Genomic DNA, 25,077 nt, shown 5'->3' with positions numbered 1-25,077 from the left:
TGTCTCGCCATGGCGTTCGACTACGACCCGTATTCCTTCCTCCCCGACCTGCCCACATTCACGGTGACCTCGCAGTCATTCGAGGACGGCGACGCCTGGGGGAACGAGCAGGTCAGCGGGATCATGGGCGCCGGTGGTGAGGACGTGTCGCCGCAGCTGAGCTGGTCGGGCTTCCCGGAAGAGACCCGCAGCTTCGCGGTCACCGTCTACGACCCCGACGCGCCGACAGGTTCGGGGTTCTGGCACTGGGCGGTGTTCAACCTGCCGGCCACGGTCACCGAGTTGCCGGCCGGTGTCGGCGACGGCAGCAGCCAGGGCTTCCCCGGCGACGCGGTCACACTGTCCAACGACGCCGGGCTCAAGCGCTTCATCGGCGCCGCCCCGCCGCCGGGACACGGACCGCACCGCTACATCGTCGCCGTGCACGCCGTCGATGTGGAGAAGCTCGACGTGCCCGCCGATGCCACACCGGCCTACCTGGGCTTCAATCTGTTCAGTCACGCGATCGCCCGCGCGCTGATCACGGGGACCTACGAAATCAAGGGCTAATCGCACGCCGAGCCGACGGCCTCGCTAAGACTGGTGAAACCGTTGGCCCGCAAGCGTTCTGCGACACTCTCGTTGACGGATCTGGCCCAGGAGCCGCCACCGTAGACGAAGCCGGTGTACCCCTGCAGCAGGGACGCGCCGGCGGTGATGCGTTCCCACGCATCGTCGGCGGTCTCGATCCCGCCCACGCTGATCAGCACCAGAGAATCGCCGACCCGCCGGTGCAGCCGCCGCAGCACCTCCAGGGAGCGGCGCGCCACCGGCGGTCCGCTCACCCCGCCGGCGCCCAACTCCGCAACCCCGGGCGTGCGCAGCCCGTCGCGCGAAATCGTGGTGTTGGTGGCGACGATCCCGGCCAGCCCGCAGTCCACCGCCAGGTCGGCGACGGCGTCGACATCGTCGTCCGCCAGATCGGGTGCGATCTTGACCAGCACCGGCGCCGACGTGGCGGCGACGACCCCGTTGAGAATCGGGCGCAGGGATTCGACCGACTGCAGATCGCGCAGCCCAGGAGTGTTCGGTGAGCTGACGTTGACCACCAGATAGCTGCACAGCGGTCCGAGCAGCCGCGCGCAGTCGGCGTAGTCGTCGACCGCCTTCTCCGGCGATGTGGTCTTGTTCTTGCCGATGTTGACCCCGATGGGCACCGCCGGACTGGACCGCGCCAGCGTGCGCACCAACGCGGATGCGCCGTGGTTGTTGAAACCCATCCGGTTGAGCAGCGCCCGATCGTCCGGCAGCCGGAACAGTCTCGGCGCGGGGTTGCCCGGCTGCGGTCGCGGCGTCACGGTGCCGACCTCGGCGTGCCCGAATCCCAGCGCGCCCCACGTGTTCGCGCCCAGTCCGTCCTTGTCGAAACCGGCGGCCAGCCCCAGCGGCGCCGGGAACCGCACTCCGAAGACGGTGGTGGCCAGCGCGGGGTCGTACTGAGAGTACTTGCGTGCCAACGCTTCTCGTGTAAACCGGGGAGTGGTGGCGCCGCGGAGAGCGGCGAACACGACGTGGTGGATCCGCTCGGGCGGCACCAGGAACATGGCGCGCCGCAGTGCTGCATACATCACAGCGCCGGCTGACCGGGTTCCTGCGTGGAGTCACCACGCTTCTTGCGGCGCAGCAACACCCGTCGGCTGCCGTCGGTGTAGAGCCGCACGCGGGTCAGTTCCCAGCCGCGATATTCGGCCTCGATCGACAGCCGCACCGACGCGCTCACCCGCGTCACGTCGGGTGGCAGACGCAGCGGAATCCACTCGTACTCACCGGGATCGTCGGCGACCGCTTGGCTCCACGCCGCGGGCATTCGTCCTCGCGAGCCGGCGCTCATGGCGTCGCTTTCGGGATCACCTGGACACCGTCGCCCGCGCCGGACACCACGTACAGGGTGTCCGACCCATCGTCGAATGCCAGCGTGTTCGGTTGCCGCACGGTTCGATATCGCACCTTCTCGACGGGGATGCCGGTCGCCAGATCGTAACCAACGACCGTGTTGGTCGCCGTCTGGGCAACCCAGGCGAGTCCTGTTTTCTTCCCGGCGCCCGACGCGGTCAGCCCGTAGGGCGCGTCCGGGACGGGGTAGCGCTGACGCAACATCAGCGGATTCACCCCGTAGACGAGCAGTTCACCGCCCCGGGTGTCGGCGACCAGGACCCGACCATTGGGGTCGGCGGCGATCGTGGTGGCGCCGTCGCCGGCGCGCAGCGCCAGATCAGCGCTGGTGCCCTCGGTGTCGAGGCTCGTCACCGATGTCTGTCCGCGGTCGAGCACCACCGCGGTGTCGCCCTGGGTGACGATGCCGTCGACCCGGGCGAAGATCTTCAACGACGCGGCGACCTGGTCGTCCGCGGACAGCGTGTAGACCGTGCCGCCGGCATCGCCGAGCACCACCCGCCCGTCGCTGCGCCGCGCGATCGCGGTGAACTCCGCGTCTTCGTGCCCGGTCACCGGCATCCGGGAGACGGCCCGCGTCGCGACGTCGACCACGGCGTACCCGCCGCGCATCGCGACCGCCACGCGACCGGGGCCGTCGGCTGTCAGCGCGGTGGCGCCGCCGGCGAGGGGGACCGCGGTCGCAGCGCCATCCGGGTCCATGATCGTCAGCGTCGCGCGGTCCGGCCCCTCGGCGCTGAGAAACACGAGCGCGCGGGTGGACGGATCGACGACCGCCGCGAACACCCCGGCGGGGGACGGGCGAACGCTTCCCGCAGGCGTACCAGTGACCGGCGGCGAGTCAGCGGCGTGCGCCGGTGAGATGGTCGGCGGGGGCGTGGCCGCCTTGTCCGAGGAACACGCTGCTACCAGCAGGATTGCCAGCGTCACCAATCCGTGACGAAACGGCTGAGAAAGTCGGTTTGAACCGCGCTGCACTGGGTAGCTCTCCGTCGTGCGTTCAGAACTTGATCGAACTGCCAGTGTAGGCGTCGAGAAATTTGCGTCCGGAGAGGACTTTCGGCCCTATCCAGTCCGTGCGAACGGCCCGGCGGGCGTATGGTACATACCATGACGCTGGCCATGGACCGCAGCGCGAGCCTTCACGGGTTCGTGCTCGAGGACATCATCACCGGTGTACATGCCAGCGGCTTCGGCCAGGTGGGGGACGGGCGAAGCTTCTCGTTCTACATCGAACGCCATGAGCTGGTGGTCGAGATCTACCGGCCCCGGCTACGGGGGTTGGTCCCGCAGCACGAGGACATCGTGGCCGTGGCCACCCGCAAGCTCACCGACATCGATCTGACCGACGAGCGGAGCATGGCGGCAGCCGTGCGCGATGCCGTCGCCGCTGCGCATCCGGTGGCGCGGAACGGACGCTGACACCGCCCCACGGTACGGTCGTCGACGTGACTGACGTCCCCGCCATGTCGTGGCTTCAGGTCGTTGTCCTCTCGGTCCTGCAGGGCCTGACCGAATTCCTGCCGGTGTCGTCGTCGGGACATCTGGCCATCGCGTCCCGGGTGTTCTTCGACGACGATGCCGGTGCGTCGTTCACCGCGGTGAGCCAGCTCGGTACCGAGGCGGCGGTGCTGCTCTACTTCGCCCGGGATATCGGACGCATCCTCAAGGCCTGGTTCAACGGCCTCTTCGTCGCGGCGCACCGCACGGCTGACTACTGGCTCGGCTGGTGGGTGATCATCGGCACCCTTCCCATCGGCGTCGTCGGCCTGCTGTTCAAGGATCAGATCCGCACCGGCGCACGCAACCTGTGGCTCGTGGCGACCGCGCTGATCGTGTTCTCCGTCGTGATCGCCGCGGCGGAGTACTACGGCCGCCAGGCCCGCCGGGTGGAGCAGCTCACGTGGCGCGACAGTGTCATCGTCGGCTTCGCGCAGTGTCTGGCGCTGGTTCCGGGGGTATCCCGCTCGGGTGCCACGATCAGCGCCGGCTTGTTCCTCGGGATGGACCGCGAACTCGCTGCGCGTTTCGGGTTCCTGCTCGCGATCCCCGCGGTGTTCGCCTCCGGGTTGTTCTCGCTGCCCGACGCCTTCGCGCCGGTGAGCGAGGGCATGAGCGCCACTGGGTCGCAGCTGCTGGTGTCCGTCGTCATCGCGTTCGTCGTCGGCTTCGCGGCGGTGGCCTGGTTCCTGCGATTCCTGGTCCGTCACAGCATGTACTGGTTCGTCGGCTACCGCGTGGTGCTGGGCACGGTGGTGCTGATCCTGCTCGGCACCGGGGTGGTCGCGGCGACATGACCGTTCTCCTCCTGCGGCACGGGCGCTCGACGTCGAACACCGCTCACACGCTCGCCGGCCGGTCCGAGGGCGTGGACCTCGACGACCGCGGCCGCGAACAGGCCGAGGCGTTGGTCGAGCGGCTCGGCTCGCTGCCGATCCGGGCGATCGTGCGCTCGCCGCTGCTGCGGTGCGAACGCACCGTCGAGCCGCTGGCCGCCGCACTGGGCCTCGCGCCGGTCGTCGACGAGCGGATCGTCGAGGTCGACTACGGGTCCTGGACCGGACGCTCGATCGGCGAGCTCGTCAAGGAGCCGCTGTGGGCCGTCGTGCAGCAACAACCCAGTGCCGCGGTGTTTCCCGACGGGGAGGGCCTCGCGGCGGTGCAGGCGCGATCGGTGGCCGCCGTGCGCGACCACGACCGCCGGCTGGCCGCCGAGCACGGCGCCGACGTGCTGTGGCTCGCCTGCACCCATGGAGATGTCATCAAATCCGTGCTGGCCGATGCGCTCGGCACGCACCTGGACAGCTTCCAGCGCATCAACGCCGATCCGGCGTCGGTCAGCGTGATCCGCTACACCGCGGTGCGACCGTTCGTGATCCACGTCAATCACACCGGTGCTGCGTTGAACTCCGCGCTGACGGCCCCGCCGGCGGCGGAGGACGCCGGTGCAGAGAAGACCGGCGAGGTCCCCAGTGGTGACGCCGTGGTCGGCGGTTCAGCCGGATGAGCCGCGCACGGTATTTTGGACCCTGTCATGTCCCGTGAAATCCATGTCTTCCGCACGCCCGACCGCTTCGTGGCCGGGACCGTCGGGGAGCCCGGAAACCGGACGTTCTACCTGCAGGCGGTGCACGACACCCGCGTCATCTCGGTGATCTTGGAAAAGCAGCAGGTGGCCGTGCTGGCCGAACGGATCGCGGCGCTTCTGCTCGAGATCAACCGCCGCTTCGGGACTCCGGTCCCACCCGACACCGGTGAGGTCGACGATCTGAGCCCGCTGGTGACGCCGGTCGACGCGGAGTTCCGAGTCGGGACGATGGGACTGGGCTGGGATTCGGAGGCGCAGACGGTCGTCGTGGAGCTGCTCGCGGTCTCCGACACGGAGTTCGACGCGTCGGTGGTCCTCGACGATGCGGAGGACGGACCCGACGCGGTGCGGGTTTTCCTGACCCCCGAGTCCGCGCGTCAGTTCGCCACCCGGTCGAACCGGGTCATCTCGGCCGGCCGACCCCCGTGCCCGCTGTGCGACGAACCTTTGGACCCCGAAGGCCACATCTGCGTCCGCACCAACGGCTACCGGCGCGGCGCGCTGGCCGAGTCCGACGATGACGACGATCTCTGAGGTCCTCGAACGCGGCGAACTGAGTGTCCTCGGACGCATCCGCTCCGCGAGCAACGCGACCTTTCTGTGCGAGGCGACACTGGCCGGCGAGGTCGTCCACTGTGTCTACAAGCCGGTGCGCGGAGAGGCTCCACTGTGGGACTTCCCCGACGGCACGCTGGCCGGCCGGGAGGCGGCGTCCTACCTGATCTCCGCGGCGTTGGGGTGGAACCTGGTGCCCCACACCATCGTTCGCGACGGACCCGCCGGCCCCGGCATGGTGCAGCGCTGGGTGGACCAACCCGGTGACGGGATCGGTGACGACGGCGACGAGACCGCCGAGCCGACCGGTCCCGATCTGATCGACCTCGTGCCTGCGGGCAAGGTGCCGCCGGGCTTCCTGCCGATCCTGCAGGCCTACGACTATGCCGGCGACGAGGTGACGCTGGTGCACGCCGACGACGACCGGCTGCGCCGCCTCGCGGTGTTCGACGTTGTGATCAACAACGCCGACCGCAAGGGCGGGCACGTCCTGAGCGGTGTCGACGGTCGGGTGTACGGCGTCGACCACGGCGTCACGCTGCACACCGAGGACAAGTTGCGCACGGTGCTGTGGGGGTGGGCGGGCAAGCCCGTCGACGATCAGACGCTGACCGACATCGAGGCGCTCGGTGACTCCTTGCGGGGCGACCTCGGCGCTGAGCTGTGTTGCCACATCACCCCGCGGGAGGTCGCCGCGCTGCGCGCCAGAGTGGCTGCGCTGCTGCGTGATCCGGTGATGCCGACACCCGATCGGCGCCGGCCGATCCCATGGCCGGCGTTCTGATGGGCTCTCCTGATCCCGTGGAATCGACCGACGCAGCGCTGGCTGCGACCGTGGCCGCCGAGGCCGGCGAGCTGCTGCTGTCGATGCGCACGCAATACGGGTTCTACGACCCCTATGAGCTCGGCGACGCCGGCGACATGCGCGCCAACACGCTGATCCTGGATCGGCTGCACCGCGCCCGCCCAGGCGACGCCGTGCTCTCCGAGGAGGCCGTCGACGACGTCTCCCGCGTCCATGCCGACCGGGTGTGGATCGTCGACCCCGTCGACGGCACGCACGAGTACTCGATGCCCGGCCGGGCGGACTGGGCCGTGCACATCGCGCTGTGGCAGCGCACCCACGAGAGCGGGGGAGCGATCACCGATGCCGCGGTCGCGCTGCCCGCACGCGGCGAGGTGTACCGCACCGACACGGTCACGCCGCCGCCGCCCCGCGCCGACGGCCCCATCCGCATCACCGCCAGTGCCAGCCGGCCTCCGGCGGTGCTGTGGCGCATGCGCGACGAGCTCGACATCCAGCTGGTGCGCATCGGTTCGGCAGGCGCAAAGGCGATGGCGGTGGTGCGCGGCGACGTCGACGCCTACATCCATGCGGGCGGTCAGTGGGAATGGGACTCCGCGGCACCCGCCGGCGTGCTGTGGGCCGCGGGCCTGCACGCCACCCGGATCGACGGGTCCCCGCTGATCTACAACCGGCGGGACCCGTATCTGCCCGACCTGCTGATGTGCCGTCCCGAAGTGGCCGCTCCGCTGCTCGAGGTCATCCGGTCGGTGCCCCGACGTTGACGGTGGCGGGGAATGAATCGGCCCGCGGCGTTGTCGCAGACCCTGATGTCTAGAGTCGATGCCATGAAATCGTGGTCGGCGCCGAGTGTTCCGGTGCTCGCAGGTCGGGGCCCGCAGTTGCGGCTCTACGACAGCGCCGACCGTCAGGTGCGGCCGGTCAGCGCCGGTGCCACCGCGAGCATGTACGTCTGCGGGATCACCCCGTATGACGCCACGCATCTGGGCCACGCGGCCACCTACCTGACGTTCGACCTGGTGCACCGCGTCTGGCTGGACAGCGGACACGACGTGCACTACGTGCAGAACATCACCGACGTGGACGATCCGCTGTTCGAACGCGCGCAGCGGGACGGCATCGGCTGGCGCGAGCTCGCCGACCGGGAGATCGACCTGTTCCGCGAGGACATGGCCGCGATGCGCGTGGTGCCGCCGCGCGAGTACGTGGCCGCCACCGAAGCCGTCAGCGAGGTCGTCGAGGTCACCGAGAAGCTGCTGGCCTCGGGTGCGGCCTACGTGGTGGACGACGCGCAGTACCCCGACGTCTACTTCCGTGCCGACGCCACCGTGCAGTTCGGCTATGAGTCGGGCTATGACCGCGACACCATGCTGACGCTGTTCGCCGAGCGGGGCGGCGACCCCGACCGGCCGGGCAAGGCCGATCCGCTCGACGCCCTGCTGTGGCGGGCGCAGCGTCCCGGGGAGCCCAGCTGGCCGGCGCCGTTCGGACCGGGCCGGCCGGGCTGGCACGTCGAATGCGCAGCGATCGCACTGAGCCGGATCGGCACCGGACTCGACATCCAGGGCGGCGGAAGCGATCTGATCTTCCCTCATCACGAGTTCTCCGCCGCCCACGCCGAATGTGTCACGGACGAGCGGAGATTCGCGCGTCACTACGTGCACGCCGGCATGATCGGCTGGGACGGACACAAGATGAGCAAGAGCCGCGGCAACCTGGTTCTGGTGTCCCAGCTACGCCGCGACGGCGTCGAGCCCGCCGCGATCCGGCTCGGATTGTTCGCGGGCCACTACCGGGAGGACCGGTACTGGAGTCCCGCGGTTCTTCAGGAGGCGCAGCAGCGCCTGCATCGGTGGCGCAGCGCCACCGCGCTGGCCGGGGCGCCGGACGCCGCGGACGTCGTCGCCCGGGTCCGGCAGTACCTCGCCGACGATCTCGACACCCCCAAAGCCCTTGCGGCGCTGGATGGTTGGGCCACCGACGCGTTGTCCTACGGTGGCCACGACGCCGCCGCAGGGAGCACGGTCGCCACCGCGATCGACGCGCTGCTGGGCATCGAACTTTGAACCCTGTGCAGTAGGTTGCCGCTATGGCATCCGTGGCAGGCAAGACCGCATTCATCACCGGAGGCGCGCGGGGCGTCGGTGCGGAGGTTGCGCGCCGGCTGCACGCCCGCGGCGCGAACCTCGTGCTCACCGATCTCGACGAGACCCCGCTCGGGGAGATGGCCGAGGAACTGGGTGCCAGGCGCGTGAGCACCGAGCTCGTTGACGTGCGCGATCTCCCGGCGATGGAGGCGGCTGCGGCGCGTGCGGTCGAGCGCTTCGGCGGTATCGACATCGTCGTCGCCAACGCAGGTATCGCGTCGTACGGGTCGGTGCTGCAGGTCGACCCGGACGCCTTCCGCACGCTGATGGATGTCAACGTCACCGGGGTGTTCCACACCGTGAGAGCGACGATGCCCGCCGTCGCGGACCGTCGCGGCTACGTGCTGATCGTGTCCTCCCTGGCTGCATATGCGGCGGCGCCGGGGCTGGCGGCCTACAACGCCTCCAAGGCGGCCGTCGAGCACTTCGCCAACGCGCTGCGCCTCGAGGTGGCCCATCGCGGGGTCGCCGTCGGATCGGCGCACATGTCGTGGATCGACACCCCGATGGTGCAGGACACCAAGGCCGACTTGTCCACCTTCAGCGAGTTGGTGAGCAAGCTGCCCTACCCGTTGAACAAGACGACCTCGGTCGAAGCGTGCGGCGAAGCGTTCGCCGCCGGCATCGAGGGCCGCAGACGTCACATCGACTGCCCGCGCTGGGTCGGGGTGTTGCGGCTGCTCAAGCCGCTGCTGTCGACCCCGGTCGGGGAGGCGCCGGTACTCCGTTTCGTCCCCGACCTGCTGCCCCGAATGGACGCCCAGGTCGCGGCTCTCGGTCGATCGATGGGGGCCCGCACCCAGGCCGTGGAGAAGCCCCGGTGACGCAGGCCGATCTGGTCCTCTCCGGTGGCGGAGTCAAGGGGATCGCGTTGGCCGGGGCCGTGGCGGCACTGGTCGAGGCGGGTTACACACCGCAGCGGGTGTCGGGTACCTCGGCCGGTGCGCTGGTCGGTTCCCTGGTGGCCGCGGCCGCGCAGCGCGGCGAGCTGTCCTCGGCGTTGCTCGCCGACCTCGCGATCAGCATCGACTACCGGCGGTTCCTGGACCCGGGGCCGATCGAACGCATCCCGGTGCTGGGTCCGGTGGCCGGCGTGCTCAGCGGCGACGGGATCTACCGCGGCGACGCGCTGCACCGCTGGGTGGGTGAGCAACTGGCCCGCTTCGGCGTCGAGACGTTCGCCGACCTGGCGATCGACGATCCGCAGCTGCCACCCGAACAGCGCTATCGGTTGGTGGTCACCGTCGCCGACGTCACGCGGGGCCAGCTGGTGCGGCTGCCGTGGGACTACCGACGGGTCTACGGCCTGGACCCCGACCGGCAGCCGGTGGCCGATGCGGTGCGTGCCTCGACGGCCATTCCGTTCTTCTTCCGCCCCGCGACGCTGACCGCCGCGGACGGCCGCAGGTCGACGCTGGTCGACGGTGGGCTGCTGTCGAACTTCCCGATCGATTCGCTCGACCGCACCGACGGGCAACCGCCGCGGTGGCCGACGTTCGGGGTGACGCTGCTGCCCACGCTCCCTGCGGACAACGAGCAGGTCATCCCCGCGTTGCGGCCGGTGCATCTGTTCGGCGGCCCGACCCTGCTCGAACAGGTGATCACCACGACCCTGGTCGGTCGCGACCAGGCCTACCTGGATCAGCCGTGGGTCAGTGCCCGAACCATCCGCATCGACACCCAAGACGTCGGTGTGCTGGATTTCGACCTGTCGGAGTCTGCGAAGTCGGCCCTCTACGGCGACGGCGCACGGGCCGGCCGGACGTTCCTGAGCACCTGGGACTGGGCGGAGTACCTGGCGCGATTCCGGTAGGCGCTACCGGCCGCGCCTGCGCAGGTAGCGCTCGAACTCCGCGGCCAACGCGTCACCGTCGATCTTGCCCAGCGCCTCGTTCATGTCGACCTCGGCATCGCCGCGCTCCTCGAGCGACTGCACGTACTCGGCGATCTCGTCATCCTCGGCGGTCATCTCGCTGACCGCCTGCTCCCACTCCTCGGCTTGGGCCGGAAGGTCGGCCAACGGCACCTCGATGTCGAGGACGTCCTCGACGCGGCGCAGCAGCGCCACGGTCGCCTTCGGGTTGGGCGGCTGCGACACGTAATGCGGCACGGCCGCCCAGAACGTCACCGCCGGGATGCCGGCCTGGACACAGGCGTCCTGGAACACGCCGGCGATCCCGGTCGGTCCCTCGTAGCGGGTCTCCTCGAGGCCGAACGTCTTCGCCGAATCCGAGGAGTAGGCCGCACCCGACACCGGCACCGGGCGGGTGTGCGGGGTGTCGGCGAGCAGCGCGCCGAGGATGACCACGGTCTGCACATTGAGTTTGTCGGCGATCGCCAGCAGTTCCGCGCAGAACGTGCGCCACCGCATGTTCGGTTCCACACCGTGCATCAGCACGATGTCGCGGTCGGCACCCGGCGGTCGGCAGTGCGAGATCCGCATCGAGGGCCACACCAACTCGCGGGTCACGCCGTCGATCTGCCGGATCACCGGCCGGTTGACCTGGTAGTCGTAGTAGGACTCGTCGTCGATCTCGACGATCGTGTCGGCCTCCCAGATCGCGTCGAGATGCTCGACGGCATCGCTGGCCGCGTCACCCGCGTCGTTCCAGCCCTCGAACGCCGCGACGACGATGGTGTCGCGCAGGTCGGGTAGGTCAGGTCGCTTGGGACCGCCGAAATCCGGGTGGGTCACCAATCCAGCCTAAGCCCTCCGGGGGCCAGATGACGGGCATCGACCCGCCCCCCGGTGCAGTACCGGCGGCGTTCTGCGAAATAGGCTCGACAGCACGCGGGTTGATCCCTGCAAGCCACCACCGCCAGGCGTCCTGAAGTCGGTTGTGCTCTCGACGTAGACTCATCCACGTCGAGAGGCGTTGCAACGGGTACCGGTCGTTTCCGCCGGTATCCGCCACGCTCGGCAGAGTCAAGGACGCCTTCCGTCATGGAAGGAGTGCACGTGACTGCTGCTACAGCAACTGACTTCACGCCGAACGTCCGCCCGGATTGCACCGAAGAACTGCGGGTCGCGCTGCGCGAACGCATCCTGGTGATCGACGGTGCGATGGGCACGGCGATCCAGCGTGACCGGCCCGACGAAGAGGGCTACCGCGGCGATCGGTTCACCGAATGGCCGACGGCGCTGCAGGGCAACAACGACCTGCTCAGTCTGACGCAGCCGCAGATCATCGAGGGCATCCACCGCGAGTATCTCGACGCGGGCGCCGACATCCTGGAGACCAACACGTTCAACGCGAACGCGGTCTCGCTCGCCGACTACGACATGGCCGATTTCGCCTATGAACTGAACTACGCCGGCGCCGCGCTGGCCCGCAAGGCCGCCGACGAATACAGCACGCCCGACAAGCCCCGCTACGTCGCCGGCGCGATCGGACCGACGACGCGGACCGCGTCGATCTCGCCGGACGTGAACGACCCCGGCGCCCGCAACGTCTCCTACGACCAGCTGGTCGCCGCGTACCTCGAGGCGGCGAACGGGCTGGTCGACGGTGGTTCGGACCTGCTCATCATCGAGACGATCTTCGACTCGCTGAACGCCAAGGCCGCGGTGTTCGCCGTGGAGACGCTGTTCGAGGAGCGGGGCCGCCGCTGGCCGTTGATCATCTCCGGCACCATCACCGACGCGTCCGGCCGCACTCTCTCGGGTCAGGTCACCGAGGCGTTCTGGAACGCGATCCGGCACGCCAGGCCGCTCGCGGTGGGTCTGAACTGCGCGTTGGGTGCACCCGAGATGCGGCCCTACATCACCGAGGTGGCCCGCATCGCCGACACCTTCGTCTCCTGCTATCCGAATGCCGGTCTGCCCAACGCGTTCGGCGAATACGACGAATCGCCCGAGCGGCAGGCCTCCTACATCGCCGAGTTCGCCGAGGCCGGCCTGGTCAACCTGGTCGGCGGCTGCTGCGGCACGGCACCTCCGCACATCGCCGAGATCGCCAAGGTGGTCGACGGCAAGCCGCCTCGGGCGCTACCGGAGATCCCCGTCGCGACCCGCCTGTCGGGCCTGGAGCCGCTGAACATCACCGAAGACTCGCTGTTCGTCAACATCGGTGAGCGCACCAACATCACCGGGTCGGCCCGGTTCCGCAACCTGATCAAGGCCGAGGACTACGACAGCGCGCTGTCGGTGGCGCTGCAGCAGGTCGAGGTCGGGGCGCAGGTCATCGACATCAACATGGACGAGGGCATGATCGACGGCGTCGCCGCGATGGATCGCTTCACCAAGTTGATCGCGGCCGAACCCGACATCAGCCGCGTGCCGGTGATGATCGACTCCTCCAAGTGGGAGGTCATCGAGGCGGGCCTGAAGAACGTGCAGGGCAAGCCGATCGTGAACTCGATCTCGCTCAAGGAGGGCGAGGAGAAGTTCGTCCGTGAAGCGCAGCTGTGCCGCAAGTACGGCGCCGCCGTGGTCGTGATGGCGTTCGACGAGCAGGGCCAGGCCGACAACCTGGAGCGCCGCAAGGAGATCTGCGGCCGGGCCTACCGAATCCTGACCGAGGAGGTCGGCTTCCCCGCCGAGGACATCATCTTCGACCCGAACTGCTTCGCGCTGGCCACCGGCATCGAGGAGCACGCCACCTACGGCATCGACTTCATCGAGGCGTGCGCCTGGATCAAGGAGAACCTGCCGGGTGTGCACATCTCCGGCGGCATCTCGAACGTGTCGTTCTCGTTCCGCGGCAACAACCCGGTCCGCGAGGCCATCCACGCGGTGTTCCTGTTCCACGCCATCAAGGCCGGCCTGGACATGGGCATCGTCAACGCCGGGGCGCTGGTGCCGTATGACTCGATCGATCCCGAGTTGCGCGACCGCATCGAAGACGTCGTGCTGAATCGGCGCGAGGACGCCGCGGAACGGCTGCTGGAGATCGCCGAGCGGTTCAACAAGAACGACAAGACCGAAGAGGCGAGCGCTGCCGAGTGGCGCTCGCTGCCCGTGCGCGAGCGCATCACGCACGCGCTGGTCAAAGGCATCGACGCCCACGTCGACGACGACACCGAGGAACTGCGGGCCGAGATCGATGCGGCGGGCGGCCGGCCGATCGAGGTCATCGAGGGTCCGCTGATGGACGGCATGAACGTCGTCGGCGACCTGTTCGGCTCGGGCAAGATGTTCCTGCCCCAGGTGGTGAAGTCGGCGCGCGTGATGAAGAAGGCCGTCGCCTACCTGCTGCCGTTCATCGAGGCGGAGAAAGAAGCCTCGGCGACCAAGAGCAAGGACACCAACGGCACGATCATCATGGCGACGGTCAAGGGTGACGTCCACGACATCGGCAAGAACATCGTCGGAGTCGTCCTGCAGTGCAACAACTACGAGGTCATCGACCTCGGCGTGATGGTGCCCGCGCAGAAGATCCTCGACGCGGCCAAGGAGCACGATGCCGACATCATCGGGCTGTCCGGGCTCATCACCCCGTCGCTGGACGAGATGTCGAACTTCGCCGTCGAGATGGAGCGTGAGGGGCTCGAGATTCCGCTGCTGATCGGCGGTGCGACCACCTCGCGCGCCCACACCGCCGTGAAGATCTCGCCGCGGCGAAGCGGGCCGGTCGTCTGGGTCAAGGACGCGTCCCGCTCGGTGCCGGTGGCCGCTGCGCTGCTCGACGACAAGCAGCGCCCGGCGTTGCTGGAAGCGACCGAGAAGGACTACGCCTCACTGCGGGAGCGGCACGCGCAGAAGAACGAGCGGCCGATGCTGACGCTGGAGAAGGCGCGGGCCAACCGCACGCCGATCGACTGGGACGGGTACACGCCGCCGGTACCGGCAATCGGTGCGGGAATCAGGGACTTCAGCAATTACGACCTGGCCGAGCTGCGCGAGTACATCGACTGGCAGCCGTTCTTCAACGCCTGGGAGATGAAGGGCCGATTCCCCGACATCCTGAACAATCCGGCCTCCGGTGAGGCGGCCCGCAAGCTCTACGACGACGCCCAGGAGATGCTCGACACCGCGATCAAGGAGAAGTGGCTGACGGCCAACGGCGTCATCGGCTTCTTCCCGGCCAACGCCGTGGGAGACGACGTCGAGGTCTACACCGACGAGAGCCGTGACGAGGTGCTGACCACGCTGCGCAACCTGCGCCAGCAGGGCGAGCACCGCGATGGCGTGCCGAACCGATCGCTCGGTGACTTCATCGCGCCGAAGGACACGGGATTGGCCGACCACATCGGCGCGTTCGCCGTCACCGCCGGGCTCGGTAGCGGCGACAAGATCGCCGAGTTCAAGAAAGCCAACGACGACTACAGCGCGATCCTGCTGGAGTCGCTCGCCGACAGGCTGGCCGAAGCGTTCGCCGAACGGATGCATGAGCGGGTCCGCAAGGAGTTCTGGGGCTATCAACCCGACGAGCATCTGGACAACCAGGAGCTGATCGGCGAGAAGTACGTCGGAATCCGGCCTGCGCCAGGATATCCGGCGTGCCCGGAGCACACCGAGAAGGTGACGCTGTTCGATCTGCTGGACGTCACCAAGCGGACCGGCATCGAGCTGACCGAGTCGATGGCGATGTGGCCCGGCGCCGCCGTCAGCGGCTGGTACTTCTCGCATCCGCAGTCGCAGTACTTCGTGATCGGGCGGCTGGCCCAGGATCAGGTCGCCGACTACGCCCGGCGCAAGGGCTGGACGCTCCCCGAGGCCGAACGCTGGCTCGCCCCGAATCTGGGGTACAACCCGGAGGACTGATCAGGTGGCGAAGGTGTTCGACCGACTCGACGAGTCGCTGCGCGAGTTCATCGCCGCCCAGGCGATGTTCTTCGTGGCCACGGCGCCGTCCGACGGTGGCCGGATCAACCTGTCGCCCAAGGGGTATCGCGACACGTTCACGGTGCTCGACGACCACACCGTGGCGTACCTCGACCTGTTCGGCAGCGGCGCGGAGACGATCGCCCACCTGCGGGACAACGGTCGCATCACCGTGATGTTCTGTTCGTTCACCCGGCAGTCCCGCATCCTGCGGCTCTACGGAACGGGCCGGGTCGTGCGCCCGGACGATGCCGAGTTCGACCGCGTCGCTGCGTGTTTCGATGTGCAGCATCCGGGAGTTCGGGCCTCTGTCGTCATCGACGTCGAGCGCATCGCGGACGCGTGCGGGTTCGCGGTGTCGTACTACGATCTCGTGGGGGAGCGGCCGGTTCTCGACGACTACCACGCGACGGTGAGCGAGCAGAAGTTCGCGCGGCGCATCGCCGGCGACAACGGGAGCAGCATCGACGGGCTCCCGGCGCTGGACCCCGACCACCCGCTGCCGCGTCAATCCTCGTAGAGGACGACGTTGTCGGTCACCGCGTTGCGGGGGATGTCGAGGAAGTTGGCCGCGAACGTCGGGTCGCCGTAGCCGATGCAGATGCCGCACAGGACGGCCAGCTCCTCGGGGATGTCGAGGACCTCGCGGGCCACGTCGGGGTAGAGCGCGGTGGAGACCTGCACGCAGGAGTCCAGTCCGCGGTCGGTGAGCGCCAGCAGCAGGGTCTGCAGGAACATGCCGACGCCGAGGGCGTCGGGCATCCCGAGGTCTCGGTGCATGCAGACGATTCCGGCGACGGGTGCCCGGAAGAAGTCCCAGTTGCGCAACTGCGCGTTCCAGCGCCCCTCCGCATCCTCTCGCGCGACGCCCATCGCGCCGTAGACGAGGGCGCCGAGCTGGCGGCGCAGATGGTTGTGGGAGTCGGGTATGCCCATCGTGGGCGGCCGGCTCTGCCGCACCGCGGCCGCGAGCGCGGCGGCGAGGCGGTCGCGCCGGGAGCCGGTGGCCAGGAACAGCCGCCATGGCTGCACGTTGGAGTTCGACGGCGCGCGCATCGCCAGGGTCAATGCCTCGTTCAGCAACTCCTGTGGAACAGGCTTGTCGCGCAGGAACATTCGTGTCGAATGCCGGCGACGGATGATCTGGTCGAGCGGGGAGTCGAGGTGGGAGTCGGTCATGGTGCCTCCTGTCCGGCCGCAGGCACGCGGCGGTCCCTGCGGGCCTCGAGTTCGGCATCGTCGACCAGCACGAACATGTCGACGCCGGGCCGGCACAGCATCGTGACCAGGAAGCGCAGCGGCACGTCGTCGCGGTGGTTGCCGTCCGAGTAGTGGATGACGTCACCCCCGGGCTCCCAGAACGCCTCTCCGGCCGTGATGACGCGCGGTGCCTCGCCCTCGAGTTCGAACCACATCTCACCCTCGAGGACGTACCCGAAGCAGGGGCCGCCGGGGTGGCGGTGCGGCGGTGCGCCCCTGTCGCCGGGACCCCACTCGATGATCGCGGTCATCGCCTCGGCGTCCTGCGGGACGTGCGGCGGCGTGACGGACTGCACGACCGTCATCGCGGTCATGAGTCTCTGGATCTCATCGGATGCCTGGTCGGACATGCTGGCCTCTTGTCGTTGTCGTCGGTTTCTGATTCGAATCCGTGGTGGCGGGTGTCAGGGTGCAGGGGCATACCGCGGAAGGCACACGGTGACGCGGGTGTCTCCGGGCGCCGACTGCACCTCGATGTGGCCGCGGTGCTGGTTCACGACGATGTCCCAGGCCAGATCCAGCCCGAGCCCCGACCCGGAGCCGACGGGTTTGGTGGTGAAGAACGGGTCGAAGACCCGCCCGATGATTTCGGCCGGGATGCCCGGCCCGTCGTCGCTGATCTCCACGCGAATCCTGTCCGCGCCCTCGGCGCGGGTGCGTACCGTGAGGGTTCCGCTGCCATTCATCGCATCGATGGCATTGTCGACGATGGTGGTCCACACCTGGTTGAGATCAGCGGGATAGCAACATATCTCGGGGATACTGTGATCGAGGTCCTTGACCAGGGTGATGGCTGCGCCCTTGCCCGCCATCGCGATACGGTCGCCGAACATCAGCATGGTGTTGCGCAGCATCTCGTGTACGTCGATGCACTGGTAGGGGCCGCGGTCGAGTTGCGAGTAGGTCTTCGCGCCGTCGAGGAGCGCGGCGATGCGTCGGCCGGCCTCGGTGATCTCCCGGATCCGCAGTTCGACCGCGACGATCGACTGCAACCAGGCCACCGCGTGGCCGAGCCCGTCGTCGGCGCCCGCCAACCGGGCCCGCACATCGGACAACCAGTCGACGTCGAGTCCGGCCTCGACGAACGTGGCGGCGCGGTCCCAGCTGTCGGTGACGCCGTGGTCGTCGAGCCAGGCAGCGACGGCGTCCTCGCTGTCCGCGACGCCCAGCGCCGTGGCGGTCGGACGGTCCGGCCGGGACGCGGTGTGCACCACGTCGTCCTGTAGCGCGGTCAGTGCCGCCACTGTGTCCGCGTTCGGCCGGGTCTGCGCCAGACGGGCGAATTCGCGCCGCATCGCGGCGACGTCGTCGTGTAGGTTCGCGGCCGCGCGGATCACGGCGGCCGCCGGATTGTTGAGTTGGTGGGTCAGCCCCGCGGTCAACGTGCGCAGGGCGAGCAACCGTTCCCGGTGCGCGAGAATCCGCTCCTCCCGATCACGACGGACCCGTTGGCCTGCGAAGAGGTGAATGGCCATGGGGAACTGCGTGCTGATGAACTGTGCGAACACCTCCGCGCCGAGCACCAGCAGCCGGGACGGGCGCGTCAGCCGCGCCGAGACCTCGTAGGACTGGTCGACGTCGGGAAGATGGGCCGACCACGCTCCGAAGAACACACCGCGCTGGGTGCTGCGGTGCGTCTCGACATCCACTCCTGCGCAGAACCGGGATAGCACCACCTCACCGTCGAGGAGCACGTAGAGACAGGTGGCGGGTGTGCCCTCGACGCACACCGGACCCGCCGGCAGGGTGCCGATACGCCCCCCGCGGCAGAGCATCTCGAGCTGTGCGTCCGTCAGGTGCTCGAACAGGAACAGGTCGCGCACCTCGTCGAGGAGCGCGGCAGGGTCGCTCACCGCAGGGCCCGTGTCTCGCTCGCTGCGCGCGCGATCGTGCGGCTGCGCCCGCCACCTCGGGGCCAGAAGTAGCTCCCCGGCCGGCGCGCCTCCTTCGCCAGGAACGACACGGTGCCGGCGCACACCGCCTCCTTGATCGTCGCGGCCAGGCGACCACCGAGGTACAGCGGCACTGCGACGTCGCTGAACCGGGACATCTGGATGGTGCCGGCGCGGCGGCCCACACTGATGCACTGTCCGACCGAGGCCGGGTTGATGGTGCGCGGCGCGGCACCGTCGAGCCGGGCGATCAGCGTGTCCGCGGCATCGGCGGCCAGCGGCATGGCCAGCTGGCAGCTCATACGCAGCGGCATGCCGGACGGGCAGGCCGCGTCGCCGGCAGCGACGATCGAGGGGTCGTCGACGTAGGTGAGTGTCTCGTCGGTCAGCAATCGGCCGAGCCGGTCGGTACGCAGCCCGCTGTCAGCGGCCAGCTCCGGCACCCCGAACCCGGCCGTCCACACCGTCGCGGCGCTCAGGAGATGCCGGCCGTCGCGCAGGACCACGCGGTCGCTCTCGACGGCTGCGACCGTGGTGTCGTCGACGACCATGACGCCGAGCCGCCTCAGGCGCGAGGTGACCGATCGGCGTCCGCCCCGGGCCAGGGACGGCCCGACGACGTCGGTGACCAGGGTGACGTGCCGGCCGGCCTCGGCCAGTTCGCCGGCTGCTTCGATGCCGGTGAGGCCGCCGCCGACGACGACGATCGGGGCCTCCGGCGGCACCTCGGCCAGCCGTGCGGTCAGCCGCTGGGCGGGCTCCCATTCACCGAGCGGGTAGGCGAACCGGTCGGCGCCGGACACCGCCGCCGGCACGGGTGCGGTGCTCCCGACGGCGTAGACGAGGTAGTCATAGGCCAGGGAGCCCCCCGAAGCCAGGTCGACCTGGTGTGCGGTGGCGTCGACCCGCTCGGCCGTGTCGATGACCAGCCGGACCGACGGCGCGAGTATCGATGTGAAATCGGCTACCGCGGAATGGTTTCCCGCCACCAGCTGGTGCAGGCGAATGCGTTCGACGAACATCGGCCGCGGATTGACCAGCGTGACGTGGATGTCGTCTCGTCGGCTGAGCCGGTTCGCGGCGAGCACGCCGGCGTAACCGCCGCCGATCACGACGATGCGGGTGGCGGTCATCTCGGTCTCCGATTCCTGGTCCGGTGAGGTGGCATCATGAGGCTGGCACGCGGGGACGGGGGTGCGGACCCTGGAAACTCCGTAGTCCGCGTGTTGGCTGCGGCCGGTGTGATCGTCGCCTCGGTGCGGGTCGCAGATTGGCTCGTGGGCCTGCACCCGTGACACAATCGCGGGGTGCAAGCAGTGCTGTGGGACATGGACGGCACACTCGTCGACTCCGAAAAGCTCTGGGACATCTCGCTGTCGGCTCTCTACGAATCGTTCGGCGGCGAGATGAGCCGCCAGACGCGAACTGCGCTGGTCGGCGCGTCGGCGCACGAGACGATGGTCACGGTGTACGCGGAGTTGGGCCTTGAGCCCGATGCGGCGGCGATGGCCGACTCGATCCGCTGGTTGCACAGCTACACCGGTGAGCTCTTCGATCGAGGGCTGCCGTGGTGCGACGGCGCCCGCGAGATGCTCGATTCTCTTGCCGCGGCTGACGTTCCCATGGCACTGGTGACCAACACTCAGCGCGCGCTGACCGAACGTGCGTTGAACAGCATTGGCCGGCACTACTTTTCGGTGACCGTCTGCGCAGACGAGGTGCGCAGCGGAAAGCCCGAACCCGACCCGTACCTACGTGCAGCCGAGCTGTTGGAGCTGCGTCCCTCCGAGTGCCTGGCGGTCGAGGATTCGGTGACCGGCGCCGCGGCGGCGGAGAAAGCCGGTTGCGCAGTGTTGGTGGTACCCAACGACGTCCCCGTTCCCGGCGGGATCCGCCGCCGGCACGCCGATTCGTTGAACGGCCTCGGTGCCGCTGATCTGCGGCGGATCTTCGTCGAGATCGATCGCGAGCTGCGCAGCGCATAAACCCCCGCACTTGTGGGAATGCACCCGACCGCCGGTCACGAGTGATTGAATGTGACGGGTATCACGCAGTGACGCGGAAGGGTGTCTGATGGCCGGTCAGGGTGGTCCAGTCGGGGAAGGCCCCGAGATCTTCGCCGAGGGCGAGGACTTCTCCTCGGGGAAAACAGCGGTACGCATCGCGTCGGTCGCCGCGCTCGGCGGGTTGTTGTTCGGGTACGACAGCGCGGTCATCAACGGCGCGGTGGACTCCATCCAGGAAGACTTCGGTATCGGCAACGCCGAGCTGGGCTTCGCGGTGGCCTCGGCGCTGCTCGGTGCGGCCGCGGGAGCGATGACCGCGGGCCGGATCGCCGACAAGATCGGCCGCATCGCCGTGATGAAGATCGCGGCCGTGCTGTTTCTCATCAGCGCCTTCGGTACCGGCTTCGCGCACGAGGTGTGGACGGTGGTGTTGTTCCGCATCGTCGGCGGCATCGGCGTGGGAGTCGCCTCGGTGATCGCGCCGGCCTACATCGCCGAGACCTCACCACCGGGCATTCGCGGACGGCTCGGCTCGCTGCAGCAGCTGGCCATCGTGTCGGGCATCTTCGCCTCGTTCGCGGTCAACTATCTGTTGCAGTGGCTCGCGGGCGGTCCCAACGAGCCGCTCTGGCTGGGCCTTGACGCGTGGCGGTGGATGTTCCTGGCGATGGCGGTGCCTGCGGTGCTGTACGGCGTACTCGCCTTCACGATTCCCGAATCGCCGCGGTATCTGGTTGCGACCCATCAAATCCCGGAGGCGCGCCGGGTCTTGACGCGCCTGCTCGGGCAGAAGAACCTCGGCATCACGATCTCTCGCATCCAGGAGACCCTGGAACGGGAGGACAAGCCGTCGTGGCGGGACATGAAGAAGCCGACCGGCGGCATCTACGGCATCGTCTGGGTGGGCCTGGGACTGTCGATCTTCCAGCAGTTCGTCGGCATCAACGTGATCTTCTACTACAGCAACGTGCTGTGGCAGGCGGTCGGGTTCAGTGCCGATGAGTCCGCGATCTACACCGTGATCACCTCGGTGATCAACGTGCTCACCACGCTGATCGCGATCGCGCTGATCGACAAGATCGGGCGCAAGCCGCTGCTGCTGATCGGCTCGACGGGGATGGCGGTCACGCTGATCACGATGGCGGTGATCTTCGGCAACGCCACCGTCGGTCCGGACGGCAACCCGAGTCTGCCCGGAGCATCGGGCATCATCGCGCTGATCGCCGCCAACCTGTTCGTCGTCGCGTTCGGTATGTCCTGGGGCCCGGTGGTGTGGGTGCTGCTCGGCGAGATGTTCCCCAACCGCATCCGCGCCGCCGCGCTCGGCCTGGCCGCGGCCGGTCAGTGGGCCGCCAACTGGTTGATCACCGTGACGTTCCCCGGTCTGCGCGAGCACCTCGGCCTGGCTTACGGCTTCTACGGCCTCTGCGCAGTGCTGTCGGGGCTGTTCGTGTGGCGCTGGGTGATGGAGACCAAGGGCGTGTCGCTGGAGGACATGCACGGCGAGATCCTGCGCGAGGACAAGACCGCCGCCGGCTAGGGCTTGGCACTGTTCGGGACCAGCCGATCGCGGCATTTCGAGCCCGACGTGACAGAATCGCCCAACGTGAAGACCTTCGACGCCCTGTTCGCCGAGCTCAGCGAGCGGGCCCGTACGCGGCCCGCAGGCAGCGGCACCGTCGCCGCGCTGGACTCCGGGGTGCACGGCATCGGTAAGAAGATCCTCGAGGAAGCCGGCGAGGTGTGGTTGGCCGCCGAGCACGAGAGCGACGACGCGTTGGCCGAGGAGATCAGCCAGCTCCTCTACTGGACGCAGGTGCTGATGCTCTCGCGTGGTCTCACCCTCGACGACGTGTACGGGAAGCTGTGACATGCTGCGCGTCGCCGTTCCCAACAAAGGTGCGCTGAGCGAGTCGGCGTCGGAGATACTCTCCGAGGCCGGCTACCGCCGCCGCACCGATCCCAAGGACCTCACCGTCGTCGACCCGGCCAACAACGTCGAGTTCTTCTTCCTGCGGCCCAAGGACATCGCGATCTACGTGGGTTCCGGGCAGCTCGACCTCGGCATCACCGGCCGTGACCTGGCCGCCGACGCCGACGCCCCGGTCCGCGAGCGGCTCGCGCTCGGCTTCGGCGCCTCCACGTTCCGCTACGCCGCGCCCGCCGGCCGCGACTGGGCGGTGTCCGACCTGGCGGGTAAACGCATTGCGACGGCCTACCCCCATCTGGTCCGAAAAGATCTGGCCGACAAGGGCATCGAAGCCACCGTGATCCGACTCGACGGAGCCGTCGAGATCTCCATCCAGCTCGGGGTGGCCGATGTCATCGCCGACATCGTCGGATCAGGACGCACCCTCGGGCTGCACAATCTGGTCGCGTTCGGCGAATCCCTCTGCGATTCGGAGGCGATCCTCATCGAGCGCGACGACTCCGCGCCGAATCCGGCGCGGGACCAGTTGGCGGCGCGGGTGCAGGGCGTGGTGTTCGGCCAGCAGTACCTGATGCTCGACTACGACTGTCCCCGTTCCGTTCTCGAGCGTGCCACCGAGGTGACGCCGGGCCTGGAATCGCCCACCATCGCACCGCTGGCCGATCCCGCCTGGGTGGCGGTGCGGGCCCTGGTGCCGCGCCGGGACGTCAACGCGATCATGGACGAACTCGCCGCCATCGGCGCCAAGGCCATCCTGGCATCGGACATCCGGTTCTGTCGCTTCTAGCGTGTTAGCGTCGCGGTGTCCAACCACGGAGGTCGGAGATGACGCAGGTCCTTGTTCTGGTGTTCGCGCTGCTGATCGGGGTGATCGCGGGCTTACGGGCCATGACGGCCCCGGCCGTCGTCGCGTGGGGCGCCATGCTCGGCTGGATAGACGTCGACGGCAAGTGGTCTGACTGGATGGCCCTCCCGCTCACCGTGACGCTGTTGACGATCCTGCTGGTGGTCGAACTGGTCACCGACCAGCTGCCCAAGACGCCGAGCCGAAAAGTGCCGCCCCAGTTCATCGCTCGTCTGCTCACCGGCGGGTTCGCCGGTGCGGTCATCGGCAGCGCCTCCTTCCACACCTTCATCGGGACGGGGGCCGGCATGATCGGCGCCGTCCTCGGCACCCTGGCCGGCGCGGAGCTGCGCAGCCGGGTCGCCGCGGCCCGCGGCGGCAATGACCGTCCCGGCGCGTTCGGTGAGGACGCGATCGCCGTCGCCGGCGGAGTGCTCGTCGTCTTCCTCGTGAGCCTGGTGTAGCGCCATGGCGCAGAAATTCGACGCGGTCATCGTCGGCGCGGGGCAGGCGGGTCCGCCGCTGGCGGGCCGACTCACCGCAGCGGGCCAGAAGGTCGCAGTGATCGAACGCAAGCTGGTCGGCGGCACCTGCGTCAACACCGGCTGCATTCCGACCAAGACACTCGTCGCCAGCGCACACGCGGCCCACATCGCCCGGCGCAGTGCCGATTTCGGGATCGGAACCGGGGACGTGACCGTCGACATGGCCGCGGTCAAGGCCCGCAAGGACCGGATCAGCATCGGCGACCGGGAAGGCCTCGAGTCCTGGCTCGACGGTATGGAGAACGCCACCTTGATCCGGGGGCACGCGCGCTTCGAGGATTCGCACACCCTGCGCGTCGGCGACCAGGTGCTGGAAGCCGACCGCATCTTCCTCAACGTCGGCGGCCGTGCGGTCGCGCCGGACATGCCGGGACTCGCCGGCATCGACTACCTCACAAACGTCGGCATCCTCGACCTCGACGTGGTGCCCGAGCACCTGGTGGTCATCGGCGGCAGCTACATCGCGCTGGAATTCGCTCAGATGTACCGGCGCTTCGGCGCCGAGGTGACCGTCATCGAGAAGGGGCCGCGGCTGACGTCCCGAGAGGACGAGGACGTCTCCGCGGCCATCCAGGAGATCCTCGAAGGCGAGGGCATCAGGGTGGTCACCGGCGCCGACGGCATCTCATTTGCCAAGCGGGAGAACGGGTTCACCGTCACTCCACGCTCCGGCGCCGATCCGATCGCCGGATCGCACCTGCTCGTCGCGGTGGGGCGCCGGCCCAACACCGACGATCTCGGGCTGGAGGCGGCCGGTGTCGTGACCGACAAGCGTGGCTACATCACCGTCGACGATCAATTGCGGACCAACGTCGCCCACATCTGGGCGATGGGGGACTGCAACGGCCGCGGCGCCTTCACCCACACGTCGTACAACGACTTCGAGATCGTCGCCGCCAACCTCCTCGACGACGACCCGCGCCGCGTCAGCGATCGCGTCACGACCTACGCCCTCTACATCGATCCGCCGCTGGGTCGCGCCGGCATGACCGTCGACGAGGTGCGCCGTTCGGGACGCAAGGCCCTGGTCGGCAAGCGACCGATGACACGGGTGGGACGCGCCGTCGAGAAGGGCGAGACGCAGGGTTTCATGAAGGTGGTCGTCGACGCGGAGACCGAGCAGATCCTCGGCGCGGCGATCCTCGGCGTCGGCGGCGACGAGGTGATCCAGGACGTCCTCGACGTGATGACCGCGAAGCTGCCCTACACCGCGATATCGCGCACCATGCACATCCACCCGACGGTCAGCGAGCTGGTGCCCACGCTGCTGCAGGATTTGCACCCCTTGGAGTGAGCGCCCCTTGACT

At 68.7% G+C, this 25,077-nt stretch carries 27 protein-coding genes; 19 read left to right on the top strand and 8 right to left on the bottom strand.

Annotated features, from left to right (window positions below):
• Positions 1-9: 9 nt before the first annotated feature.
• Positions 10-549 (top strand): YbhB/YbcL family Raf kinase inhibitor-like protein, encoded by a 540-nt coding sequence (locus ACXYX3_RS15230; protein ID WP_458608106.1) that lies wholly within the window; start codon positions 10-12, stop codon positions 547-549.
• Here the strand turns inward: ACXYX3_RS15230 and ACXYX3_RS15225 are convergent.
• From ACXYX3_RS15225 to ACXYX3_RS15215, 3 genes are read right to left on the bottom strand one after another with little or no spacing between them, the layout of a single operon-like run.
• Entirely contained in the window at positions 546-1,607 is a 1,062-nt protein-coding gene (locus ACXYX3_RS15225) for a quinone-dependent dihydroorotate dehydrogenase (RefSeq protein ID WP_458608105.1), read from the bottom strand. The two genes, ACXYX3_RS15230 and ACXYX3_RS15225, sit on opposite strands and share 4 nt — an antisense overlap.
• Positions 1,607-1,870 (bottom strand): DUF5703 family protein, encoded by a 264-nt coding sequence (locus ACXYX3_RS15220; RefSeq protein WP_458608104.1) that lies wholly within the window; start codon positions 1,868-1,870, stop codon positions 1,607-1,609. The genes ACXYX3_RS15225 and ACXYX3_RS15220 overlap by 1 nt, the downstream gene beginning before the upstream one ends.
• Positions 1,867-2,862, bottom strand: a complete 996-nt coding sequence (locus ACXYX3_RS15215; protein WP_458608103.1) for an NHL repeat-containing protein — start codon at positions 2,860-2,862, stop codon at positions 1,867-1,869. Before ACXYX3_RS15215 ends, ACXYX3_RS15220 begins: the two co-directional genes overlap by 4 nt.
• Positions 2,863-3,042: 180 nt before the next feature.
• Between ACXYX3_RS15215 and ACXYX3_RS15210 the strand changes: the two genes are divergently transcribed.
• The 9 genes from ACXYX3_RS15210 to ACXYX3_RS15170 all read left to right on the top strand — a co-directional run bounded on the left by ACXYX3_RS15210 (position 3,043) and on the right by ACXYX3_RS15170 (position 10,340).
• Complete coding sequence (locus ACXYX3_RS15210) at positions 3,043-3,354, top strand: hypothetical protein (protein ID WP_241206057.1); 312 nt, start codon at positions 3,043-3,045, stop codon at positions 3,352-3,354.
• A gap of 44 nt (positions 3,355-3,398) precedes the next feature.
• The gene (locus ACXYX3_RS15205; RefSeq protein WP_241206175.1) at positions 3,399-4,229 is read left to right on the top strand and encodes an undecaprenyl-diphosphate phosphatase; all 831 of its coding nucleotides are present in this window, start codon (positions 3,399-3,401) and stop codon (positions 4,227-4,229) included.
• A complete protein-coding gene (locus ACXYX3_RS15200; RefSeq protein WP_458608102.1) occupies positions 4,226-4,939 on the top strand; it encodes a histidine phosphatase family protein in 714 nt (237 codons plus the stop codon). Before ACXYX3_RS15205 ends, ACXYX3_RS15200 begins: the two co-directional genes overlap by 4 nt.
• A gap of 27 nt (positions 4,940-4,966) precedes the next feature.
• Positions 4,967-5,554, top strand: coding sequence for a DUF3090 domain-containing protein (locus ACXYX3_RS15195; protein ID WP_241206059.1), 588 nt, complete (start codon positions 4,967-4,969; stop codon positions 5,552-5,554).
• Entirely contained in the window at positions 5,538-6,359 is an 822-nt protein-coding gene (locus tag ACXYX3_RS15190; protein ID WP_458608101.1) for an SCO1664 family protein, read from the top strand. The genes ACXYX3_RS15195 and ACXYX3_RS15190 overlap by 17 nt, the downstream gene beginning before the upstream one ends.
• A complete protein-coding gene (locus ACXYX3_RS15185; RefSeq protein WP_458608100.1) occupies positions 6,344-7,144 on the top strand; it encodes a 3'(2'),5'-bisphosphate nucleotidase CysQ in 801 nt (266 codons plus the stop codon). Before ACXYX3_RS15190 ends, ACXYX3_RS15185 begins: the two co-directional genes overlap by 16 nt.
• A 63-nt stretch (positions 7,145-7,207) precedes the next feature.
• Positions 7,208-8,446 (top strand): cysteine--1-D-myo-inosityl 2-amino-2-deoxy-alpha-D-glucopyranoside ligase, encoded by a 1,239-nt coding sequence (gene mshC / locus ACXYX3_RS15180; protein WP_458608099.1) that lies wholly within the window; start codon positions 7,208-7,210, stop codon positions 8,444-8,446.
• Positions 8,447-8,469: 23 nt separating this feature from the next.
• Positions 8,470-9,351: an SDR family oxidoreductase gene (locus tag ACXYX3_RS15175; protein WP_458608098.1), complete on the top strand. Its 882-nt coding sequence runs from the start codon at positions 8,470-8,472 to the stop codon at positions 9,349-9,351.
• Positions 9,348-10,340 (top strand): patatin-like phospholipase family protein, encoded by a 993-nt coding sequence (locus tag ACXYX3_RS15170; RefSeq protein ID WP_458608097.1) that lies wholly within the window; start codon positions 9,348-9,350, stop codon positions 10,338-10,340. Before ACXYX3_RS15175 ends, ACXYX3_RS15170 begins: the two co-directional genes overlap by 4 nt.
• Positions 10,341-10,343: 3 nt before the next feature.
• Here the strand turns inward: ACXYX3_RS15170 and ACXYX3_RS15165 are convergent, their stop codons facing one another.
• Complete coding sequence (locus ACXYX3_RS15165) at positions 10,344-11,222, bottom strand: PAC2 family protein (RefSeq protein ID WP_241206065.1); 879 nt, start codon at positions 11,220-11,222, stop codon at positions 10,344-10,346.
• 249 nt (positions 11,223-11,471) lie between these two features.
• Between ACXYX3_RS15165 and metH the strand changes: the two genes are divergently transcribed.
• Positions 11,472-15,233, top strand: a complete 3,762-nt coding sequence (gene metH, locus ACXYX3_RS15160) for a methionine synthase (protein WP_458608096.1) — start codon at positions 11,472-11,474, stop codon at positions 15,231-15,233.
• Between the two features lie 4 nt (positions 15,234-15,237).
• Positions 15,238-15,813 carry a pyridoxamine 5'-phosphate oxidase family protein gene (locus ACXYX3_RS15155; RefSeq protein ID WP_458608095.1) on the top strand — a complete coding sequence of 192 codons (576 nt, stop codon included), beginning with the start codon at positions 15,238-15,240 and terminating at the stop codon, positions 15,811-15,813.
• Here ACXYX3_RS15155 and ACXYX3_RS15150 read toward each other — a convergent pair.
• From ACXYX3_RS15150 to ACXYX3_RS15135, 4 genes are read right to left on the bottom strand one after another with little or no spacing between them, the layout of a single operon-like run.
• Positions 15,801-16,472 (bottom strand): nitroreductase, encoded by a 672-nt coding sequence (locus ACXYX3_RS15150; RefSeq protein ID WP_458608094.1) that lies wholly within the window; start codon positions 16,470-16,472, stop codon positions 15,801-15,803. The two genes, ACXYX3_RS15155 and ACXYX3_RS15150, sit on opposite strands and share 13 nt — an antisense overlap.
• Positions 16,469-16,903: a cupin domain-containing protein gene (locus ACXYX3_RS15145; protein WP_458608093.1), complete on the bottom strand. Its 435-nt coding sequence runs from the start codon at positions 16,901-16,903 to the stop codon at positions 16,469-16,471. Before ACXYX3_RS15145 ends, ACXYX3_RS15150 begins: the two co-directional genes overlap by 4 nt.
• A gap of 54 nt (positions 16,904-16,957) precedes the next feature.
• Positions 16,958-18,406 carry an ATP-binding protein gene (locus tag ACXYX3_RS15140; RefSeq protein ID WP_458608092.1) on the bottom strand — a complete coding sequence of 483 codons (1,449 nt, stop codon included), beginning with the start codon at positions 18,404-18,406 and terminating at the stop codon, positions 16,958-16,960.
• Positions 18,403-19,578, bottom strand: a complete 1,176-nt coding sequence (locus ACXYX3_RS15135; RefSeq protein ID WP_458608091.1) for an NAD(P)/FAD-dependent oxidoreductase — start codon at positions 19,576-19,578, stop codon at positions 18,403-18,405. Before ACXYX3_RS15135 ends, ACXYX3_RS15140 begins: the two co-directional genes overlap by 4 nt.
• A gap of 36 nt (positions 19,579-19,614) precedes the next feature.
• Here ACXYX3_RS15135 and ACXYX3_RS15130 point away from each other — a divergent pair, with 36 nt between their 5' ends.
• From ACXYX3_RS15130 to ACXYX3_RS15100, 7 genes are all read left to right on the top strand, one after another.
• Positions 19,615-19,740: a hypothetical protein gene (locus ACXYX3_RS15130; protein ID WP_255730634.1), complete on the top strand. Its 126-nt coding sequence runs from the start codon at positions 19,615-19,617 to the stop codon at positions 19,738-19,740.
• A gap of 12 nt (positions 19,741-19,752) precedes the next feature.
• Positions 19,753-20,430, top strand: a complete 678-nt coding sequence (locus tag ACXYX3_RS15125) for an HAD family hydrolase (protein WP_458608090.1) — start codon at positions 19,753-19,755, stop codon at positions 20,428-20,430.
• An 88-nt stretch (positions 20,431-20,518) separates the two neighbouring features.
• Positions 20,519-21,991 (top strand): sugar porter family MFS transporter, encoded by a 1,473-nt coding sequence (locus tag ACXYX3_RS15120; protein WP_458608089.1) that lies wholly within the window; start codon positions 20,519-20,521, stop codon positions 21,989-21,991.
• A 48-nt stretch (positions 21,992-22,039) separates the two neighbouring features.
• A complete protein-coding gene (locus ACXYX3_RS15115; RefSeq protein ID WP_241206077.1) occupies positions 22,040-22,321 on the top strand; it encodes a phosphoribosyl-ATP diphosphatase in 282 nt (93 codons plus the stop codon).
• A gap of 1 nt (position 22,322) precedes the next feature.
• Positions 22,323-23,168: an ATP phosphoribosyltransferase gene (gene hisG / locus ACXYX3_RS15110; protein ID WP_458608088.1), complete on the top strand. Its 846-nt coding sequence runs from the start codon at positions 22,323-22,325 to the stop codon at positions 23,166-23,168.
• A gap of 38 nt (positions 23,169-23,206) precedes the next feature.
• Positions 23,207-23,689, top strand: coding sequence for a DUF4126 family protein (locus ACXYX3_RS15105; RefSeq protein WP_241206079.1), 483 nt, complete (start codon positions 23,207-23,209; stop codon positions 23,687-23,689).
• A 4-nt stretch (positions 23,690-23,693) separates the two neighbouring features.
• Positions 23,694-25,064: an FAD-containing oxidoreductase gene (locus ACXYX3_RS15100; protein WP_458608087.1), complete on the top strand. Its 1,371-nt coding sequence runs from the start codon at positions 23,694-23,696 to the stop codon at positions 25,062-25,064.
• The last annotated feature ends 13 nt before the right edge of the window (positions 25,065-25,077 follow it).

This window comes from Mycobacterium sp. Panama NTM2 (assembly GCF_054355555.1).
Note: the sequence above shows the minus strand (reverse complement) of the source record. Positions and strands in the feature narration are given on the sequence as shown.